This is a genomic window from Kribbella sp. NPDC058693, assembly GCF_042715335.1.
Taxonomy (GTDB): domain Bacteria; phylum Actinomycetota; class Actinomycetes; order Propionibacteriales; family Kribbellaceae; genus Kribbella; species Kribbella jiaozuonensis.
The window spans coordinates 1,480,679-1,497,481 of sequence record NZ_JBHXSQ010000004.1; the positions used below are offsets into that span (position 1 = coordinate 1,480,679).

The following is a 16,803-nucleotide window of genomic DNA, read 5'->3' on the forward strand; positions in this document are numbered from 1 at the left end:
AGTTTGTTGTCCGGGAACTAGCCTCGGATCTGTTGCAGACAGCGCAGGACGGCTTCTGCGGAGCGGTCGATGTCTTCGGGACCGGTTGTCCAGTTGGAGACCGAGATGCGCATGGCGGCCTTACCTTGCCAGGTGGTGCCGGACATCCAGCAGGTGCCTTCGTTCTGTACTTCGGTGACCACGCGCCGGGTGGTCACGTCGTCGTCGAAGCGGACGAGGACCTGGTTGAGGACCACGTCGTTCAGGACCTCGACATCTGCTTTGCGCAGGTGTTCTGCAAATCGTTCTGCCATCGCGTGACAACGGTCGACGATCTCGGCGATACCTTCACGTCCCAACGCCCGGATGGCGGCGTACACCGGAATGCCCCGGGCACGCCGTGAGAACTCCGGGTTGTAGTCGAGCGAGTCCCGTTCGCCGTTCTCGTCCTGGATCAGGTAGGCGGCGCGGATCGACATCGCCGCGCGATGCGGCTCGGGGTGCGCGCAGAACACGAGCCCCGAGTCGTACGGCACGTTGAGCCACTTGTGCGCATCCGTCGCCCACGAATCAGCCAGTTCGACCCCATCAACTAGTTGCCTAAGGCCCGAACTAACCCGCGCCCAGATCCCGAACGCTCCGTCGACATGAACCCACGCACCGTGAGCATGCGCGATCTCGCAAACCTCGGCGACCGGATCAAACGCTCCAGTGTTCACATTCCCAGCCTGCGCACACACGATCGTGGGCACCGCGCCGCGTCCACTTTCTCGGAGCGCCTCGGCGAGCGCATCAGCGCGCATCCTGCCTTGGTCGTCGACCGGGATCGGCTCGATGCAGTCCGTCCCCAGCCCCAGGAACCGCAGCGCTCGATCGATCGTGTCGTGCCGCTCGGCTCCGGCCAGCACCCGGATCCTCGGCGACCCGCTCAACCCCTGACGCTCCACGTCCCACCCGGCCCGGCGCAGTACCTCATGCCGTGCCGCCGCCAGCGCCGTGAAGTTCGCCATCTGCGCGCCGGTGACGAACCCGACCGACGTGCCTCCCGGCAGCCCGAACAGCTCAACCAGCCACCGCGCGGTCACGTCCTCGACCACGGCGGCCGCGGGCGAAGCGGCGTACAGCCCCGCGTTCTGATCCCACACCGTCGTCAACCAGTCCGCCGCGAGCGACGCCGGCGTAGCGCCGCCGAACACAAACCCGAAGAACCGCCCACTCCCACTCGGCAACAGCCCGTCATCAACCCCCTTCGCAAGGTGCTCAACCACCTCACGCGGATCGGTCGGCGCAGTCGGCAACGGCCCGCCGAGGGCCTCATGCAGCTCAGCCGCCGTCGCCCGCGGCCCCACCCGCCGCTCCGGCAACGCCTCCAGATAAGTCAACGCCCGGTCGTACGCCTCGGACAGCGGCCCCTCCCAATCAACCATTCCTCCTTTGTACGCCAGTCCCGGCGCTACAGTTCGCAGATGCGGATGCGGAGTCAGTGGCCGGCGATCGTCGGCTACTCATTGGTCGGCGCGGCAACCCAACTCGTCTGGCTCAACTTCGCCGGCGTCACCACGGTCGCCGCCGACCACTACAACGTCTCCGAAAGCGCAATCGGCTGGCTGGCGCAGGTCTTCCCCCTCCTGTACGTCGTACTCGCCATCCCCTGCGGCCTCCTACTGGACCGCTGGTTCCGCCCCGCCCTGATCGCCGGCGCCGTACTCACAGCACTAGGCGCGTTAGTCCGCCTGATCGGCGACGACTTCAGCTGGCTCCTAGCCGGCCAGATCCTCGCCTCAATAGCCCAACCCCTAGTCCTCAACGCAGTAACCGGCATCACCGGCCGCTACCTGTCAGAGAAGGACCGCCCCACCGGAATCGCGGTCGGCACGGCAAGCATCTTCGCCGGGATGGTCATCGCCTTCCTCCTCTCCGCCATCTTCACCACCGCCTCCTCCCTCCCAACGATGCTCTGGATCACCGCAATCTTCTGCGTCCTAGCAGCCCTCGTCCTCACCCTCGTCATACGCCGCCCCGGCCCCTTCGACCCGGCCCACCCGCCGGTCCTCCGTGCCTACTTCGCCGACGCGCCGCTGACCCCACAGGAACCACCGACCGACACCGCAGCCGCGCACGCCGACCCCGCAACTGCGCCTCCGGGCGCGCACGCAGAGAGTGCGGCTGTGTACGCCGCCGACGCATCCGCCGGCTCCGCCCCACCTAGCCGCCCCGACCGCGGCGCCCTCGCGGCCGCCTGGGGCGACCCGCTCATCCGTCGCCTGTGCGTGCTCGCGCTCTTCCCGTTCGGCGTATTCGTTGCCATGAGCACCTTCGCCCAAGCGCTCCTCGAACCAGCCGGCGTCAGCGGCGGCACCGCCAGCACCATCCTCCTGGTCAACGTCATCGCCGGCGTACTGGGCAGCGCGATCATCCCCATCCTCGTCGTACGCCGCCAAGCCGAGTCCACCCTCCTCGTCATCAGCCTCACCGCGACCGCCGCAGCCTGCGTCCTACTCGCGCTCGCCCCCGGCGTACTGACCGGCTTCGTAGCGATCACCCTGATCGGCCTGCTCCTCCTCCCAGCCCTCCCGATCGTGCTGGAGCTGGTAGAACGCCGTACCGGAGAAGCCGAAGGCACCGCCGCCGGACTGATCTGGATGTCCGGCAACCTCGGCGGCCTCATCGTCGCCGTCGTAGTCGGCCTGCTCGTCGATCACCCGCCGGCAGCGTTCCTCGTGATGGCCGCGATCGCCCTCATCGCCGTACCGGGCGCTCGTGCTCTCCGTCGCCCGATCGCCGAACTCCGATCGCAGTCACGACCGTTACCACCAACCCACCAGCCCCCGCTGTGATGAACGTCGTACGAGCGTCCGTCTGCTGCAGCAGCAACCCGCCCAGCACGTACGAAATCCCCGCCGCGAGCCCGATTGCGCCGTACAGATTCCCGAACACCCGACTCCGCAGCCGCGCCGGCACCACCCGCTGCAAGTGAGTGTTGACGCCGACGTCGACCCCCGAGATCCCGAGCCCACGGATCACCTGCAACGCCAGCGCCGCCCAGATCGCCCACGCGAGGCCCGTGACCAGATTCCCCAAGCTGCTCACCGCGAACCCGATCAGCATCAACGTCGGCATCTTGAAGCGCCCCGCGCACCGCCCAAGGATCATGAACCCGACGATCAACCCGATCCCAACCCCCGCGTACAACGTGGCCGACGCCGAGTCGCTCCCATGCAACTCGTCCTTCGCGAGAAACACCATCGCAACGTCATCCACCCCGTTGAACGCGACCACCGCAAAGAACCCGATCCCGATCACGCGCACAGCCTTGGCCCGCCAGATGTACCCCAGCCCGTCCCGCGCGTCCCTCAGAAAACTGTGCCCCGACGGCTCAGCCCGCGGAATCCCCGGCAACCGACTCAACAACACCGCCGACACAAAGAACGTCGCCGCATCGATGACCAGAATCCCGCGTACGTCGGTCACCAGGAACAGCGCCGCCGCGATCAACGGCCCAACCGCCTCCAGCCCGTTGGTCCCCGCCCCGAGAGCCGAGTTCGCCGCCTCGAGCTGCTCGTCCTTCACCAACCCCGGCATCGCATTCCGCGACGCCGCCTGAAACACCGTCGCCGCAACACTCCTGACCGCAACCATCACCAGCAGCACCGGCAGGGGCGGCAGAACCACCGCCATCCCAACCGTCAGCACCCCCTGCACGAGGTCGCAACCCACCATCACCCGCTTGAGATCGAACCGATCCCCGACCGCCCCCGCCAGCGCCCCGAACAACCCCGGCACAAAATCCCCCGCCAACAACAACAACCCCACCGCCAGCGCCGCCCCCGTGGCCCCCTGCACATACAGCAACAACGCCACCAGCCCCAGCGAGTCCCCCAGAACCGAGACCCCCCGAGCCCCCCAAAGCCACCAGAACCCCACCGACCCCCGCAGTCCACCCCTCACAATCCACTACTATGTACCCGCACACCCGCCGGTGTGGCGCAACTGGCAGCGCACCGCTCTTGTAAAGCGGGGGTTAGGGGTTCGAGTCCCCTCACCGGCTCTCAAGTACGACGTACTGCGGTCCGCCAGACGTACTGCGTCAGCCCCCGCGCGCTACGCAGGCGTCTCTCGTCGCTCCGTTCCTCGGCACACCTGCTCCACACGCCCCCACCCACCCCCGGCTCAGCGCCGGCCTTCCCTGTCCGGCTATCGCCGGGTCTTGTCGGCTGCGGTAGGCGGCACCGAGCTACCCGTTGCGCCGACCACTACAACCTCATCGCGACATCTCCGCGAGCGACGAGCGCAGGCGCGGGTTGCGGACCGGACAGGGAGGGAGGAATGTCGTCGGGAGGGCGGCTGGGAGGTGGATCTTGAAGCTTGAGCATCTCTGTGATGTGGAGTGGCGCTACGACCTGGTCGAGACGATCGAGCCGTCGGCGGCGGGCGATGGGCTGCTCTACGGGCAGGGGACCGCGGCCTTTACCGGGCGGCTCACCGGCACCGCGCGGTGGTCCAACAACCCCAGGCTCCAGGGCGGGTACGCCCACCCGGACGCCCGCGGGATGGTCGACGTTGGCGATGGCGGCTTCGTGATGTTCCGGCTGACCGGACTCTCGAACCTCGCCGACGGTTCGGGCCTGCACGTCCTGACCTTCCAGACCGACCATGAACCCCACCGGTGGCTCAACCATGTCCTCGCCGTCGGCGAGGGCGCCATTGACGTCCAGCGCGCCGCACTGTCAATGCGCTACTACAGCTGCGAGGTCGACTACCTCCCCGAGATCCCAGCCGACGACTGACGTCTGTAGGTGAGACGACCCCGCTGACCTACACCGGAATCGCAGGGGCCTTCACGGGAATGGGCTTTGGGCGGAGAGTGGTGTGCACGCTGCCAGCTGACGACAGGCCACGGGAGAGTCCGATGAGTATCGAACTGAACCACACAATTGTGCATGTGAGGGACCGATGGGCTGCTGCTCGCGATGTCGGTCAGTTGCTCGGTCTGCCGGAGGCGAGAGCGTACGGACCGTTCGCCGAGCTGAAGTTGGACAACGGGGCGAGTCTGGACTTCATGGACACCGAGGGCGAGATCCACGGCCAGCACTACGCCTTCCTCGTGAGCGAAGAGGATTTCGACCGCATCCTCGGTCGGTTGAGGGACGAGGGTCGCAAGTGGTGGGCCGATCCGTTCAAGCGCCAACCGCAAGAGATCAACCAGGGCGACGGCGGCCGCGGCCTGTACTGGGAGGGCCCTGACGGGCATTGGCTCGAGATCATCACACGCCCGTACGGCAGCGGCACTGGCTGATCCTGATGGCCGTGCCGACGCGGCCGTCTGGCAGAGACTGCAGGATGTCTTAGGGCGCGCATGCGAGGCCGGGACTCCACCGGCCGGAGCGTGGCGGCAGCCGGTGGAGTCGTGGGGACTTGTCAGGCCGGGTCGCCCAGCCAGGTGTGGAGGGCGGGGACGAGGCCGTTGTGGTCGTTGGTGTCGGTGGCCCAGGCGATGTGGCCGTCGGGGCGGATGAGGAGGGTGGTTGCCGGCGGTGGGGTTGTGGGCTTGGTGTTGATGAGCTGGAGACGATCGGACCAAGGGCCGGTGAGGTCGCCCAGGTGCGGGGAGTCGGTGAGGTTGAGGAGGACGGCCGTTCCGTGCTGGAGATGGTCGGCGAGGCGGGTGCCGTCGGCGAGTTCTAGGTCGGGGGCTGAGGTGCCTGCTAGGGGGTGGGAGTCACCTAGGTCGTAGCGTTGCCAGGTGCCGGAGAGTTTCTTGGCTAGGTAGGTTGCGCCGTTGGGGTGTTGAGGAGGTCGGCGATGACTGGGCGTAGGGCTCGGGCGTGGCGGTCGGGGCGCATGATTGTTATTTGGGCTCTGGTCCAGTCGAGGACCCACTCGCCGATCGGGTGGCGTTCGGTGGTGTAGGTGTCTAGGAGGGTGTCGGGGGCCCAACCGTTAATGGTGGCGGCTAGTTTCCAGCCGAGGTTTACGGCGTCGCCTATGCCTAGGTTGAGGCCTTGGCCGCCGAAGGGGGAGTGGACGTGGGCGGCGTCGCCGGCCAGGAGGATTCGGCCTTTGCGGTACGTGGTTGCTTGGCGGGCGTTGTCGGTGAAGCGGGTTGCGGTGATGACCTTGGTGATGGTGACGTCGGCGCCGGTTACGTTGCGGAGGCTGGATTCGAGTTCGGCGGCGGTGATGGGGGCGTCGCGGTCGATGGGTGGGCCGTCGAACTCGACGGTGAGGATGCGGCCGGGGATCGGGCCGTATGCGTAGATGCCGGTGTCGGTGCTGTGCCAGCCGAGGGTCAGGTTCTCGGCGCCTTCCAGTTCGACCATGGCTTGGTGGCCGGTGATCTCGGGGTCGGTGCCGATGAAGTCGAAACCGGCCAGTTTGCGGACGATGCTGCGGCCGCCGTCGCAGCCGACGAGCCAGCCGGCCGCCACTTCCTCGTCGCCCAGCTGGACGCGTACGCCGTTGTCGTCGGCAACAAACCCGGTCAGCTCGACGCCGCGGCGTACGTCGACGCCCAGTTCGGTGGCGCGTTCGGCGAGGACCAGTTCGATGGTCTGCTGGTTGACCAGGAAGATGCTGGAGGCCGGGCCGGCGTCGCGGAACTCGGGGTCGGCGAAGTCGACGTTCTCCGCGCCGACCAGGATGCCGCCGAAGTGACCGGCGATCGGCGGCCGCTTCGGCGGCGCAGGAGTCGGGCCAGAAGCCACGTCACCAGACGGTGCAGGAGCCGATACGCCCGCCATACGCGCGAACTGCTGGAGCATCAGCTGTTGCTGTTCCTGCAGCGCAGGCAGCAAACCCCTGCGGTACAAGGCTTCCGCCGTCGGCAGGTTGATAGATCCCGCCTTGATCGTCAGGTCCGGCTCGGTCAGCCGCTCGACCACCAGCACGTCCACCCCGGCCAGTCGCAGCTCGCAGGCGAGCATGAGTCCGACCGGCCCTGCGCCGGCCACCACCACGTCGTAGTCCATATCAACTCCCAGATCGTCGTCTACCAAATAATGTACCCGGTCCAAATTTATGTCGAGTATGCTATCTGTCATGGATGAGCGGCTCGGGCTCCGGGAGCGGAAGAAGCGGGAGAGCCGTCGGCGGATCGCGGACGTGGCGTCGGGGCTGTTCATCGAGCGTGGGTTCGACAACGTCACGATCGCCGAGGTCGCGGAGGCGGCCAACGTCGCGCGGATGACGGTCTTCAACTACTTCCCGCGCAAGGAGGACCTGTTCCTGGATCGGCAGGCGGATCTCGTCGACGATCTGAGTCGGGCCATCCGCGACCGCGAGCCCGGTGAGTCCGTCGTCGCCGCCGTACGGCGCTATCTGCACGAGCTCCTCGCGGCCCAGCACCCGCTGTCCGGCGCCCGGGATGGCACCGAGGGCTTCTACCAGATCGTCGACGCGAGCCCGGCGCTCGTACGTCGTACGCTCGAGCACACCCGTGAGCTGGCCGACTCTCTCAAAGCGCTGCTCGAATCCGAGGTCGGACCGGGCCTACAGGCCGAGGTCGTCGCCAACCTGATCGCGACCGCCGTCACGATCGTGCCGCGCGTCGCCGTCGACAAGTTGATCGCCGGACGGCCGGACAAGCAGGTACGTCGGGAGCAGGTCGACGTCATCGATCAGACCTTCGATCTGCTCGAAGGCGGCATCGGTCAGTACGGCCGCTGAGTTGCGGAACCAGTTCCGGAACCGGCAGGGGGTGTTGGGGAGGGAGTTCGCGACCTAGAGTCGGCCTGCTTGTAAGGGCTTTCCACCGACTTTGGAGGGTTTGTGAGGCGGACTCTTGGAGTTGCGGTTGTTGTCGGAGTGGTCGCCGGCGGGTTGGCCACGGCCGGCGTGCCGGCGGCGGCTCAGCGTGGGGCGGTGGTGAGCGGCACGTACTCCAGCGGCTCGGCGCAGACCTGGCAGCCGCTGCCGACGACGTACGTCGGGAACGATGACACCAGCCCGGTCGATGCGACGGTGGTCGTGGATCCCAGCACGCTGAGGCAGAAGTACTCCGGTGTCGGCTTCTCGCTGGACGAGACCAGCGTCTCCAACCTCTGGAAGCTGACCCCGGCCGAGCGGGAGCAGGCCATCAAACTCCTCGCCGATCCCAAGACGGGCGCCGGTTTCGACCGGTTCCGGCTCACGATCGGGAGTCCGGATCTGATCGAGCACCTGCCGTTCTGGTCGTACGACGAATTGCCGGCCGGCGTGACCGAGGACCGCGGCCTGAAGTACTTCTCGATCAAGCGGGACGTCGATCTGCACATCGTCGACACGGTCAAGCTGATCCAGAAATACAACCCGCGGGCGACGTTCTTCGCGTCGGCGTGGAGCGCGCCCGCCTGGATGAAGACCAACAACCGGTTCACCGGCGAGGTCGCGTTGAACCCCGGGAGTACGACGACCTATCACCAGGTCGGCAAGCTCCGCGACGACTGCATCGACGTGTTCGCGAAGTACTACGTGAAATACCTGCAGGCGTACGCGAAGCACGGGATCAACGTCGATGCGTTGACGCTGCTCAACGAGCCGGGGATCGATGTGGTCTATCCGGCGATGGACATCAGCGTCGAACAGCAGCAGAAGTTGTCGGTGGCAATCAAGCGGGAGGTACGCCGCGCCGGGCTGCACACGGACCTCTACGTGCACGACTTCAACTTCTGGGACTGGCGGGATCCGAACAGCACGGAGACGAAGAACTACTACCGGATCTTCAATGATCCGAAGGCTGAGAAGGCCGCGGATGCGATCGCGTTCCATCCGTACTGGGGCGACCCGACGGTGATGCGCGATGCGTTCGAGGAGTTCGGGAAGCCCGTGCACATGACCGAGACGAGTGACTTGTCTCCGGCAACGATCCTGAACTACTTCCGGCTCGACGCGTCGTCGTACATCATGTGGGCGCAGACGACCGACCAGGACGGCGGCACGCTGCACTGGACGCCGGCGCGGGACAACAACGTCGACTGGGAAGAGGTCGGACGTACGACGAAGTGGCCGAACCGTCTCGTCACCGTCGACACGAACACGAAGACGTTCACGGTGCGGGACGAGCTGTACGCGATGGGGCAGTTCGCGAAGTACCTCGGACCGGAGCACACGCGGGTCGAGTCGAGCGCGACGGCCAATGGCATCAGCAACGTGGTGTACAAGGATGCCCATGAGAACTTTGTCGCGATCATTGGCAACTCCAATGTAGCCCCGAGCAAGGTCCGCGTGACGATGGCGGGGAAGTCGTTCATGGTGACGGTGCCGGCGAACGCGTACGCGACGTACCGATGGCATGGTGACGTGCCGCGCCGGGACCACGCGCCGGTGTTGCAGGACGTCCCGGACGTGGTTGCTGACCAGTACCAGACCACGCAGATCCAGTTGAAGGCAACCGATCGCGACCACGACAAGCTCGCCTACTACGCGACCGATCTGCCGGCCGGCGTCAGCCTCGACGGCAACACCCTGAGCCTGCATCCCACGGTTGCCGGAGTCATGGACATCAAGGTGCGTGTCACCGACGGCGCCTCGCACGACGAGGCCACGGTGCACGTGACGGTCAGGCCGCACGGCGCGCCGGTCGGCGAGAAGGTGGAGGCGGAGTCGTACGTCGCCCAGCACGGCTGGACCGACGGCGGTGCCAACTTCATCGAGAGCAACCCGGCCGCGAGCGGTGGCAAGAACGTCGGCTGGACCGCACCCGGCAACTGGCTTCAGTACCGCGTCGACATCGCCCAGGCCGGCACCTACAACCTCGAGCTCCGCGTCGCCAACGGCACCGCCGCACCCGCGCCGGACGCGATCTCGATCCGCGACGCAACCGACACAACACTCACCAAAGCCACGGTCCCGGACACCGGCGGTTGGGCCAACTACCAATCGATCACCACCCAGATCACGCTCCCGGCAGGAGAGCAAACCATCACGGTGTACTGCGAGACAGGCGGCTTCAACCTCGACTACCTGAAGCTGGTCAGGAATCAAGAAGCGTGACGCGGTCGCCGCTACCTAGCTTGGAGGCATGACAAATCTTCAAGGTGTGGTTCTGGAAGTGGCCGACGTTGCAGCGACCGAGCTGTTTCTGAAGGAGGCCTTCGGGCTGGACGACCGGGTGCGGGTGCGTGAGTCGGCAGCGGAGACGACCGGTTTCCGCGGGTTCACGCTCTCGCTCACCGTCGGTCAGCCGAGTACGGTCACCAGCCTGTTCGAGTCCGCGGTCGAGGCCGGTGCGACGGTGGTGAAGCCGGTGACCAAGTCCCTGTGGGGGTACGGCGGTGTCGTGCAGGCGCCGGACGGGACGATCTGGAAGATCGCGACGTCGGCGAAGAAGGACACCGGCCCAGCGACCCGCGACATCGACGCCGTCGTGCTGCTGCTCGGTTGCGAAGATGTGGCCGAGAGCAAGAAGTTCTACGTCGATCGCGGCCTGACCGTGGCGAGGAGCTTCGGACGCAAGTACGTCGAGTTCGACGCCGCCGGGCCGGTCAAGCTGGGGCTGTACGGGCGGAAGGCGCTGGCCAAGGACGCCGGCGTACCGGTCGATGGCGGCGGCGCGCACCGCATCGCGCTGAGCATGGACGCAGAGAGCACGGTCGACCCCGACGGCTTCGCCTGGGAGCCCGCGGCCTGACAGGTTCAGCGCCAGTCGCTGCGATCCGCCGTGCTGCCGGGCACCGGGTCGAAGGACACCTCCGCGGCCGGCACCCGGGTCCCCGACTCGGTCGTGAACGAGACGTCGACCAGTTCGCCCGACTTGGCGTGCCGTACGACGGTCGGGCCCTGGTCGCGGGGCACGTGGACATCGCCCCACTGCTGGAGGGCGGCGAGGACGATCTTGAGATCGTCGCCCGCGGGCGTCAGGTGGTAGTCGCAACGCGTGCGCTCCCCCTCCGCCCGGTACTCGCGCCTCTCCAGCAGGCCGGCCTCCACCATCGCCGTCAGGCGGTTGGTGAGGATGTTGGGCGCAATGCCGAGCACGTCACGGAAGTCGGCGAAGCGGGTCGTACCCAGGTGCGCCTCGCGGAGGATCAGGAACGTCCACCGGTCGCGCAGCAGGTCGAGGGCCCGGGCGATCGAGCAGTTCGGTCGCCCGGCGGTGCGGGTACTCATGACACCTCCTTGCGGGTGTTGAGGAGAACGGCCGCCGCCAGGATCAGGATTGCCAGCGTACCGATCACAGTGACGCCGAGGAGCAGCGCCGTACTCAGGCCGGACGCCGTTGCGACCAGGCCGAGGGTCAGGGCGATCGCGCCCTGCAGGATGTACGCGACGAGGTAGACGGCCGAGACCGTCGCGCCACGATGGTGCGCCGGGGCGTGGGCGGCGATCAGGCCGAGGCCGCCGGAGAACAGCAGGCCGTACGCCGTCCCGCCGGTGATCGTCGTCGCCATGAACAGCGGGACCGAGTGTGCCGTCGCCGCCAGTTCGAGCAGACCGAGGTCGATCAGCGTGACGACCGCGCCGAGCGGGACCAGACGGTGCGCGGGGAACCGGCGGCCGATGATCGCGGTGGTGCCGGTGGCGACCGAGAAGATCGCGAGCAGGACGCCGATCACGAAGACGTTCCCGGTGCCGACCAGGTCACGCACGATCTCGGCGCCGAGGGCAAGGAAGACCGATCCGAAGGCGTACGCACCGGTGACGGCGAGGGCCGCGGCCAGGTAGAGCAGACGGATGCCCTTGGCAACGGTAATGGGACGCGGGCGCCAGTGGCCCTGCGCCTCGTCCTTCGTGTGCCGCGGCATCCGCCAGACGGCGCCGAGAACGCCGACGATGACCGCGACCAGCACCCAGTAGTCCAGGTGCAGCGGAGCGGGGGCGTACTCGATCAGCCCACCACCCACGATCGTCGCGAACGCCAGCCCCGCGGCCGTCGCCACCGTCGTCACCGAAGCTGCCCGGTGCGCCTTGCCGCGGGCGCTGAACTCGACGGCCGCTGCTGTCGCCGGCGTCAACGCCAGGCCGACACCGGCGCCCATCAGCGCCCGGCCCGCATACACCCAACCCACCGACGGGGCGACAGCGAACAGAAGGACGCCGGCGAGCATCGCGCCGACGCCGTACAACATCGTGGTCCGGCGGCCGATGTAGTCGGACACCTGGCCGAAGATCAGCAGGAACGCGACCAGCACCACCGGGTACACCGCGAAGATCGCGGTCGTCGCCGTGGGGGTGAGGTGCCAGGTCGAGGCATAGAGGGGGTACGTCGTGGTCGGGGCGGCGCTCGTCCACAGACTGATTCCCGCGACGGCAGCGGCGGTCCAGAAACTGCCGCGCCGGCTGAGGACGCGGCGTGATTGCGGAGCAGCTGAGACTGGGAGGTCGAGGGTGCTCACGTAGGGGGGTCCTTTCAGGGACGGCTGAGTTGCTCGATGCAAGTCAGAACACCTGACTAGCTCGAAGCAATCCAGCATCTGATGTGAGCCCCATCACATCCGTGAAGAAAGGGGCCTGGAGGCGAACCAAGTCCGCTTCCAGGCCCCTTCAGCCTCGTGGTGCGAGAGCACCCCCGATATCAGCCGGCCAGTGCGAGCGAGAGCGTTGCGTAGTTGATGACCGCGCCGAGCACCTTGCTGTCGGCGGTGGAGCCGGCCGTCGAGATCTCGACCTCGGCGTTCTTGCTGCCCTGCTGGCCGACGTACCGGGTCGCGACCCAGCGGGTGGTGTTGCCGCTCTTGTAGGTGTAGACGACCGTGCTCACGGTCATCCGGCCCTGGTGGTTGGTCGAGTTCATCCCGACCGTCGAGGTGCCGACGATGTGCAGACCGCGGGTGCCCTTGAGGGCGGCGATCTTGCGGTTCAGCGCGGTCACCGTGCTGACGTTGGCGTACTGGACGTTGAACCGGATCATCCGGTTGTTCGCGCTGTCGTCGAAGCGCGTCTGCCAGTTGCCGAGCTCGACCTGCCGCCAGGTGCTCGGCAGCACCGCCATCGCGTGGTTGCCCTCGCTGTAGCGGATGAAGAACCGCGTCTTGTACCGCACCGGCGCCGCCGCACTGTTGCTCGCAGCAACCGTCCTGATCTGCTCGGTGGCGGCGTTGCTCGGCGCCGCGCCACTCAGTACGAGCGCCGCCGCGCCTGCCAGCGCAGCCACTCCGGAGACAGCCCCCGCAACGATCCCGAACCGCTTCATCCCTGTATACCCCCAGCTCATGTCGCCGCCTCCCTGGCCGCGCACCGGATGAGACTCCGGCTCGTTCGGAAAAGTTGCCGCCAGACTCTCGACGTTTCGAGGGCTGCCCGTCGAGACTGACCGCATGGGTGGGGGAATGGTGTCGATGTTGTTCTCCGACATCGAGGGGTCGACGGTGCTGCTGCGGCGGCTGGGGGATCGGTACCTCGATGCGCTGGAAGGACATCGCCGGATCCTGCGGGCGGTCTGGACGACGTACGGCGGGACGGAGATGGGGACCGAGGGCGACAGCTTCTTTGTCGTGTTCGAGACAGCCGGGGATGCGGTCCGGGCTGCGGTCGACGGCCAGCGCGGGCTGGAGGAGCACCGGTGGCCGGGTGGCGAGCGGCTGCGCGTGCGGATGGGGATCCATACCGGTACGCCGGGTGTGTACGACGGCGACTACTGGGGGATGGACGTCCATCTCGCAGCGCGTATCGGCGCTGCCGCGCAGGGTGGCCAGATCGTGGTCTCGGCGGTCACCGGTCAGCTCACGCAACTGCCCGACGGCGTGACGCTGCGCGACCTCGGAACCCATCATTTGAAGGACATTCCGGAGCCCGAGCACCTCTTCCAGGTCACCGTCGACGGCCTGCAGACCGACTTCCCGCCACCGCGCACCGTCGGTACGTCGACCAGCCTCCCGGCTCCGGCGACTGCATTGCTCGGTCGCGAGCAGGACGTCGAACGCATCGGCGAACTGCTCGGCCAACCCGACGTACGGCTCGTCACGCTGACCGGACCCGGGGGTTCGGGAAAGACCCGTCTGGCGATCGGTGCGGCGTCCAAGGTCCCCGGCCAGGTGTACTTCGTCCCGCTCGCGGCCGCCACGTCCGAGTCGGTGATGTGGACGACGATCGCCGAAGTACTCGACGTGCCGCCGCGGGAGCGCGGCCGGATCGTCGCGTACCTGGCGCAGCGGTCTCTGTTGCTGGTCCTCGACAACCTCGAGCAGCTCCCGGACGCCGGCAAGATCGTTGCCGAGATCATCGAAGGCGCGGCCCACGTCAAGATCGTCGCGACCTCCCGGCGCGCGCTGGGGCTGGTCGGCGAGTACCAGCATCCGGTGGCGCCGCTGCCCGTCACCGACGAGGACTCGGCCGCCGTACAACTGTTCATGGAGCGCGCCCGCGCCGTGCAGCCGGCGTTCGCGTACACCGACGACGTACTGGAGATCTGCCGGCGGCTCGACGGGCTTCCGCTTGCGATCGAGCTCTCCGCACCGCGCGTCCGCCTGCTCAGCGTCAAGGAGCTGCTGGCCCGGGTCGACCAGTCGCTCGACATCGCGTCGACGAGCAGCGTGACCCCGGAGCGGCAGCGCACCTTGCGGGAGACGATCGCCTGGTCGTACGAGCTGCTCAGCCCCGAGCATCGCCGTACCTTCCGCCGGCTCGCGGTCTTCTCCGGCGGCGCCGACCTGACCGCGATCCAGGAGGTTGCTACTGGCATCGACCCGCTGGAAACCCTTGCAGAGTTGAACGATGCGAACCTGATCACGCTCGCGGACGGACCGGAAAGCACGCGCGTCGAACTGCTCGAGACCATCCATCAGTACGCCGCCGACGAACTGCGGGCGACCGACGAATCATCGGCCATCCACAGCCATCACGCCACCTATTACACCGACTTGGCCGAGCGACTCGAGATCCAGAAGAGGTCCATGGCCGAGCCGCCGATGGAGCGCGCAGAGGCCGACCTCGACAACTTCCGCGCTGCACTCGCCTGGGCGACCGACAACGACCTCCGGACGGCGCTGCGCCTGTGCTCGGCCCTCGGCTGGGTCTGGCAGCTCGGCGCGTACCACACCGAAAGCCGCCGCTGGCACGAACAAGTCGTCGCAGCCGCCGGTACGACGTCGTCGCCCGAGCTGGCCGCTTGCCTTCGTGGATTGAGCAACCTCCTTCTACTGCAGGGCGAAACGGACCGCGGCTACGAGGTTGCTGCCCGGAGCCTGGCCATGTCGCGCGAGCTCGACGACCCGGCCGGCATCGCCTTCGGGATGACCGTGCTCGGCACCGCGCAACGTCAGCGCGGTGAACTGGACTCGGCCAGGCAGACGCTGACCGAAGCCGTCGAGCGACTCCGCACGCTGGACGACAACTGGCGGCTGGCCCGGGTGCTGGGCCATCTGGGCGGCATCGAGGAGGCGCTCGGGCACTTCGACCGGGCAGAGGAGCTGCTCCGCGAATCCCTGGCCATCAGCGAGTCGTTCGGGGATGCGTTCGAGATGACCATCCACGGACAGAATCTGGCCTATCTACTCGCTCTCGCCGATCGGGTCGACGAGGCCGCCGAGCTGGCGCGGCATCTGACGCCGACCGTGGTGGCGCTCGGCAGCCCGAGTCTGACCATGGCGTTCTCGAACACCGCGATGAACATCCTGCTCAGGCGGGGCGATCCGGCCGGCGCGGCGGAGCTGTTCGGCGCGGAAGAGGCGATGGGCGAGCGACTGGAGATCGTCAATCCCTACGCGGACGAGGAGCTCGCGGAGGCACTTGAATTGGTCGGCGATGCACTTTCGCGCACGGACTGGGAGCGTCATCGGCTGGCCGGTCGCACCGAACGCGTCGAAGATCTGCTCCTGAGACTGGATTTCTGAGGCGTGCGGTTGTACAAGGCAACGGCGAGTGGTTGACCGCTGTGAGCGACCACACCATACTGCTTGCACCGCCATCAGGGCGGTCTGTGGGGGCAGTTGTTACTGGGGTTCAAATGGGGATGGGGGGCTATTGCTTATGCATGCCTGGAAGTTGTTTCGTGCTGCGCTGGTGACGGCCGTCGCCGGTGCGACACTGGTGACGGTCCCGGTGACCGCTCACGCGGCACCGCCGACGAGTGCGATCGAGGTCAGTACGACGTCGGTCGCCCGCGGGGAGACCTTTACGATCAAGCAAACCGTGTACAACTCGGACTCGGGCACGGTCCTGGGCGGTAAGGCGACGCTGTACGCCAAGGACGCCATGCTCCCGGACATGGTCGACCTGGTGTCATGCCCGGAGGCCACGGCGTGTGACACGCTCGGGACCAGCGTCCGCGCCGGGACCGGCGACGTACTGCCGGGTGCGTCCAAGACCATCACCTTCACCTTCCGGGTGAAGGACGACGCGCCGCTCGGGACGATCCAGTTGCAGCACCAGTTCGTCGGCGAGAACTTCTCGTTCGAGATCATCGACGGACCGGAGCTGACCATCAAGGAGGCGCCGGCCGACGTCGCCGTCTCGCTGAGCGGGAAGGCCACCGGAGCGAAGATCACCTACACGATCGGCGTGAAGAACAACGGCCCGGGCACCGCGACCGGGGTCCGGGTGGTCGGCACCTTCCCGGCCAACCTGGCCTACGTCAGCACGACCTGCGCGCGGGTCGGGTCGACGCGATCGGTGAACTGTGACATTGCCTCTCTGGCCAGCGGCGAGAGTGCGACGCGGACGTTGACAGTGCAGGCGGGGCTGCTGACGATCGGGACGCTGACCACGACCGCGCAGCGGACCGTCAGCGCACCGACCGACCCGGTGGCCGCGAACGACAAGGCGAGCAAGGTCTGCCGGGCGCTGACCTGGTTGATCGTTTCTTGCTAGCAACGCGCTGAAACAGTAGGACGGCCGGCGGGCGCGGGGTGTAGATCCCGCGGCCGCCGGGGTGATTTTTTTGTAAATGCGATGAAACGAGGGGGGGAGAGG

15 protein-coding genes and 1 tRNA gene are annotated in these 16,803 nt (G+C 67.3%); 9 read left to right on the top strand and 7 right to left on the bottom strand.

The genetic code is table 11. From position 1 onward, the window contains the following. Window positions 1–17 precede the first annotated feature (17 nt). Complete coding sequence (locus tag ACFWUU_RS33540; protein WP_380181552.1) at window positions 18–1,406, bottom strand: pyridoxal phosphate-dependent decarboxylase family protein; 1,389 nt, start codon at window positions 1,404–1,406, stop codon at window positions 18–20. Window positions 1,407–1,445: 39 nt separating this feature from the next. Between ACFWUU_RS33540 and ACFWUU_RS33545 the strand changes: the two genes are divergently transcribed. Further along, window positions 1,446–2,816 carry an MFS transporter gene (locus ACFWUU_RS33545; protein WP_380181554.1) on the top strand — a complete coding sequence of 457 codons (1,371 nt, stop codon included), beginning with the start codon at window positions 1,446–1,448 and terminating at the stop codon, window positions 2,814–2,816. Here ACFWUU_RS33545 and ACFWUU_RS33550 read toward each other — a convergent pair. Further along, window positions 2,719–3,927, bottom strand: coding sequence for an MFS transporter (locus ACFWUU_RS33550; protein WP_380181556.1), 1,209 nt, complete (start codon window positions 3,925–3,927; stop codon window positions 2,719–2,721). The two genes, ACFWUU_RS33545 and ACFWUU_RS33550, sit on opposite strands and share 98 nt — an antisense overlap. A 27-nt stretch (window positions 3,928–3,954) precedes the next feature. On the opposite strand from ACFWUU_RS33550, the gene ACFWUU_RS33555 reads away from it, so the two are divergent. The 3 genes from ACFWUU_RS33555 to ACFWUU_RS33565 all read left to right on the top strand — a co-directional run bounded on the left by ACFWUU_RS33555 (window position 3,955) and on the right by ACFWUU_RS33565 (window position 5,275). After that, window positions 3,955–4,027, top strand: a tRNA-Thr gene (locus ACFWUU_RS33555). 310 nt (window positions 4,028–4,337) lie between these two features. Continuing rightward, on the top strand, window positions 4,338–4,766 hold the full coding sequence (locus ACFWUU_RS33560) for a hypothetical protein (RefSeq protein WP_380181558.1): 429 nt from the start codon (window positions 4,338–4,340) through the stop codon (window positions 4,764–4,766). 122 nt (window positions 4,767–4,888) lie between these two features. Further along, window positions 4,889–5,275, top strand: a complete 387-nt coding sequence (locus tag ACFWUU_RS33565; RefSeq protein WP_380181560.1) for a VOC family protein — start codon at window positions 4,889–4,891, stop codon at window positions 5,273–5,275. A gap of 122 nt (window positions 5,276–5,397) precedes the next feature. Here the strand turns inward: ACFWUU_RS33565 and ACFWUU_RS33570 are convergent, their stop codons facing one another. Continuing rightward, window positions 5,398–5,859 carry a hypothetical protein gene (locus ACFWUU_RS33570; protein WP_380181562.1) on the bottom strand — a complete coding sequence of 154 codons (462 nt, stop codon included), beginning with the start codon at window positions 5,857–5,859 and terminating at the stop codon, window positions 5,398–5,400. Further along, on the bottom strand, window positions 5,742–6,947 hold the full coding sequence (locus ACFWUU_RS33575) for an FAD-dependent monooxygenase (protein WP_380181564.1): 1,206 nt from the start codon (window positions 6,945–6,947) through the stop codon (window positions 5,742–5,744). Before ACFWUU_RS33575 ends, ACFWUU_RS33570 begins: the two co-directional genes overlap by 118 nt. A 70-nt stretch (window positions 6,948–7,017) precedes the next feature. Here ACFWUU_RS33575 and ACFWUU_RS33580 point away from each other — a divergent pair, with 70 nt between their 5' ends. The 3 genes from ACFWUU_RS33580 (at window position 7,018) to ACFWUU_RS33590 (ending at window position 10,585) form a co-directional block, all read left to right on the top strand. Next, window positions 7,018–7,644 (top strand): TetR/AcrR family transcriptional regulator, encoded by a 627-nt coding sequence (locus tag ACFWUU_RS33580; RefSeq protein WP_380181566.1) that lies wholly within the window; start codon window positions 7,018–7,020, stop codon window positions 7,642–7,644. Window positions 7,645–7,746: 102 nt separating this feature from the next. Further along, complete coding sequence (locus ACFWUU_RS33585) at window positions 7,747–9,948, top strand: carbohydrate-binding protein (RefSeq protein WP_380181568.1); 2,202 nt, start codon at window positions 7,747–7,749, stop codon at window positions 9,946–9,948. 28 nt (window positions 9,949–9,976) lie between these two features. Continuing rightward, window positions 9,977–10,585, top strand: coding sequence for a glyoxalase (locus tag ACFWUU_RS33590; protein ID WP_380181570.1), 609 nt, complete (start codon window positions 9,977–9,979; stop codon window positions 10,583–10,585). Between the two features lie 5 nt (window positions 10,586–10,590). On the opposite strand, the gene ACFWUU_RS33595 is transcribed toward ACFWUU_RS33590, so the two are convergent. The 3 genes from ACFWUU_RS33595 to ACFWUU_RS33605 all read right to left on the bottom strand — a co-directional run bounded on the left by ACFWUU_RS33595 (window position 10,591) and on the right by ACFWUU_RS33605 (window position 13,108). After that, entirely contained in the window at window positions 10,591–11,064 is a 474-nt protein-coding gene (locus ACFWUU_RS33595) for a helix-turn-helix domain-containing protein (protein WP_137252629.1), read from the bottom strand. Further along, window positions 11,061–12,290, bottom strand: a complete 1,230-nt coding sequence (locus tag ACFWUU_RS33600; protein WP_380181572.1) for an MFS transporter — start codon at window positions 12,288–12,290, stop codon at window positions 11,061–11,063. Before ACFWUU_RS33600 ends, ACFWUU_RS33595 begins: the two co-directional genes overlap by 4 nt. 179 nt (window positions 12,291–12,469) lie before the next feature. Beyond that, window positions 12,470–13,108: a hypothetical protein gene (locus ACFWUU_RS33605; RefSeq protein ID WP_380181574.1), complete on the bottom strand. Its 639-nt coding sequence runs from the start codon at window positions 13,106–13,108 to the stop codon at window positions 12,470–12,472. A 103-nt stretch (window positions 13,109–13,211) separates the two neighbouring features. On the opposite strand from ACFWUU_RS33605, the gene ACFWUU_RS33610 reads away from it, so the two are divergent. Then, a complete protein-coding gene (locus ACFWUU_RS33610) occupies window positions 13,212–15,725 on the top strand; it encodes an ATP-binding protein (protein ID WP_380181576.1) in 2,514 nt (837 codons plus the stop codon). A gap of 136 nt (window positions 15,726–15,861) precedes the next feature. Beyond that, on the top strand, window positions 15,862–16,701 hold the full coding sequence (locus ACFWUU_RS33615; RefSeq protein WP_380181578.1) for a DUF11 domain-containing protein: 840 nt from the start codon (window positions 15,862–15,864) through the stop codon (window positions 16,699–16,701). The last annotated feature ends 102 nt before the right edge of the window (window positions 16,702–16,803 follow it).

What these genes read in the sequence shown, in the direction of transcription:
- ACFWUU_RS33540 (WP_380181552.1), bottom strand. Translation starts at nt 1,406, where the DNA reads ATGGTTGATTGGGAGGGGCCGCTGTCCGAGGCGTACGACCGGGCGTTG.
- ACFWUU_RS33545 (WP_380181554.1), top strand. Translation starts at nt 1,446, where the DNA reads ATGCGGATGCGGAGTCAGTGGCCGGCGATCGTCGGCTACTCATTGGTC.
- ACFWUU_RS33565 (WP_380181560.1), top strand. Translation starts at nt 4,889, where the DNA reads ATGAGTATCGAACTGAACCACACAATTGTGCATGTGAGGGACCGATGG.
- ACFWUU_RS33575 (WP_380181564.1), bottom strand. Translation starts at nt 6,947, where the DNA reads ATGGACTACGACGTGGTGGTGGCCGGCGCAGGGCCGGTCGGACTCATG.
- ACFWUU_RS33580 (WP_380181566.1), top strand. Translation starts at nt 7,018, where the DNA reads ATGGATGAGCGGCTCGGGCTCCGGGAGCGGAAGAAGCGGGAGAGCCGT.
- ACFWUU_RS33590 (WP_380181570.1), top strand. Translation starts at nt 9,977, where the DNA reads ATGACAAATCTTCAAGGTGTGGTTCTGGAAGTGGCCGACGTTGCAGCG.
- ACFWUU_RS33595 (WP_137252629.1), bottom strand. Translation starts at nt 11,064, where the DNA reads ATGAGTACCCGCACCGCCGGGCGACCGAACTGCTCGATCGCCCGGGCC.
- ACFWUU_RS33605 (WP_380181574.1), bottom strand. Translation starts at nt 13,108, where the DNA reads ATGAGCTGGGGGTATACAGGGATGAAGCGGTTCGGGATCGTTGCGGGG.
- ACFWUU_RS33610 (WP_380181576.1), top strand. Translation starts at nt 13,212, where the DNA reads ATGGGTGGGGGAATGGTGTCGATGTTGTTCTCCGACATCGAGGGGTCG.
- ACFWUU_RS33615 (WP_380181578.1), top strand. Translation starts at nt 15,862, where the DNA reads ATGCATGCCTGGAAGTTGTTTCGTGCTGCGCTGGTGACGGCCGTCGCC.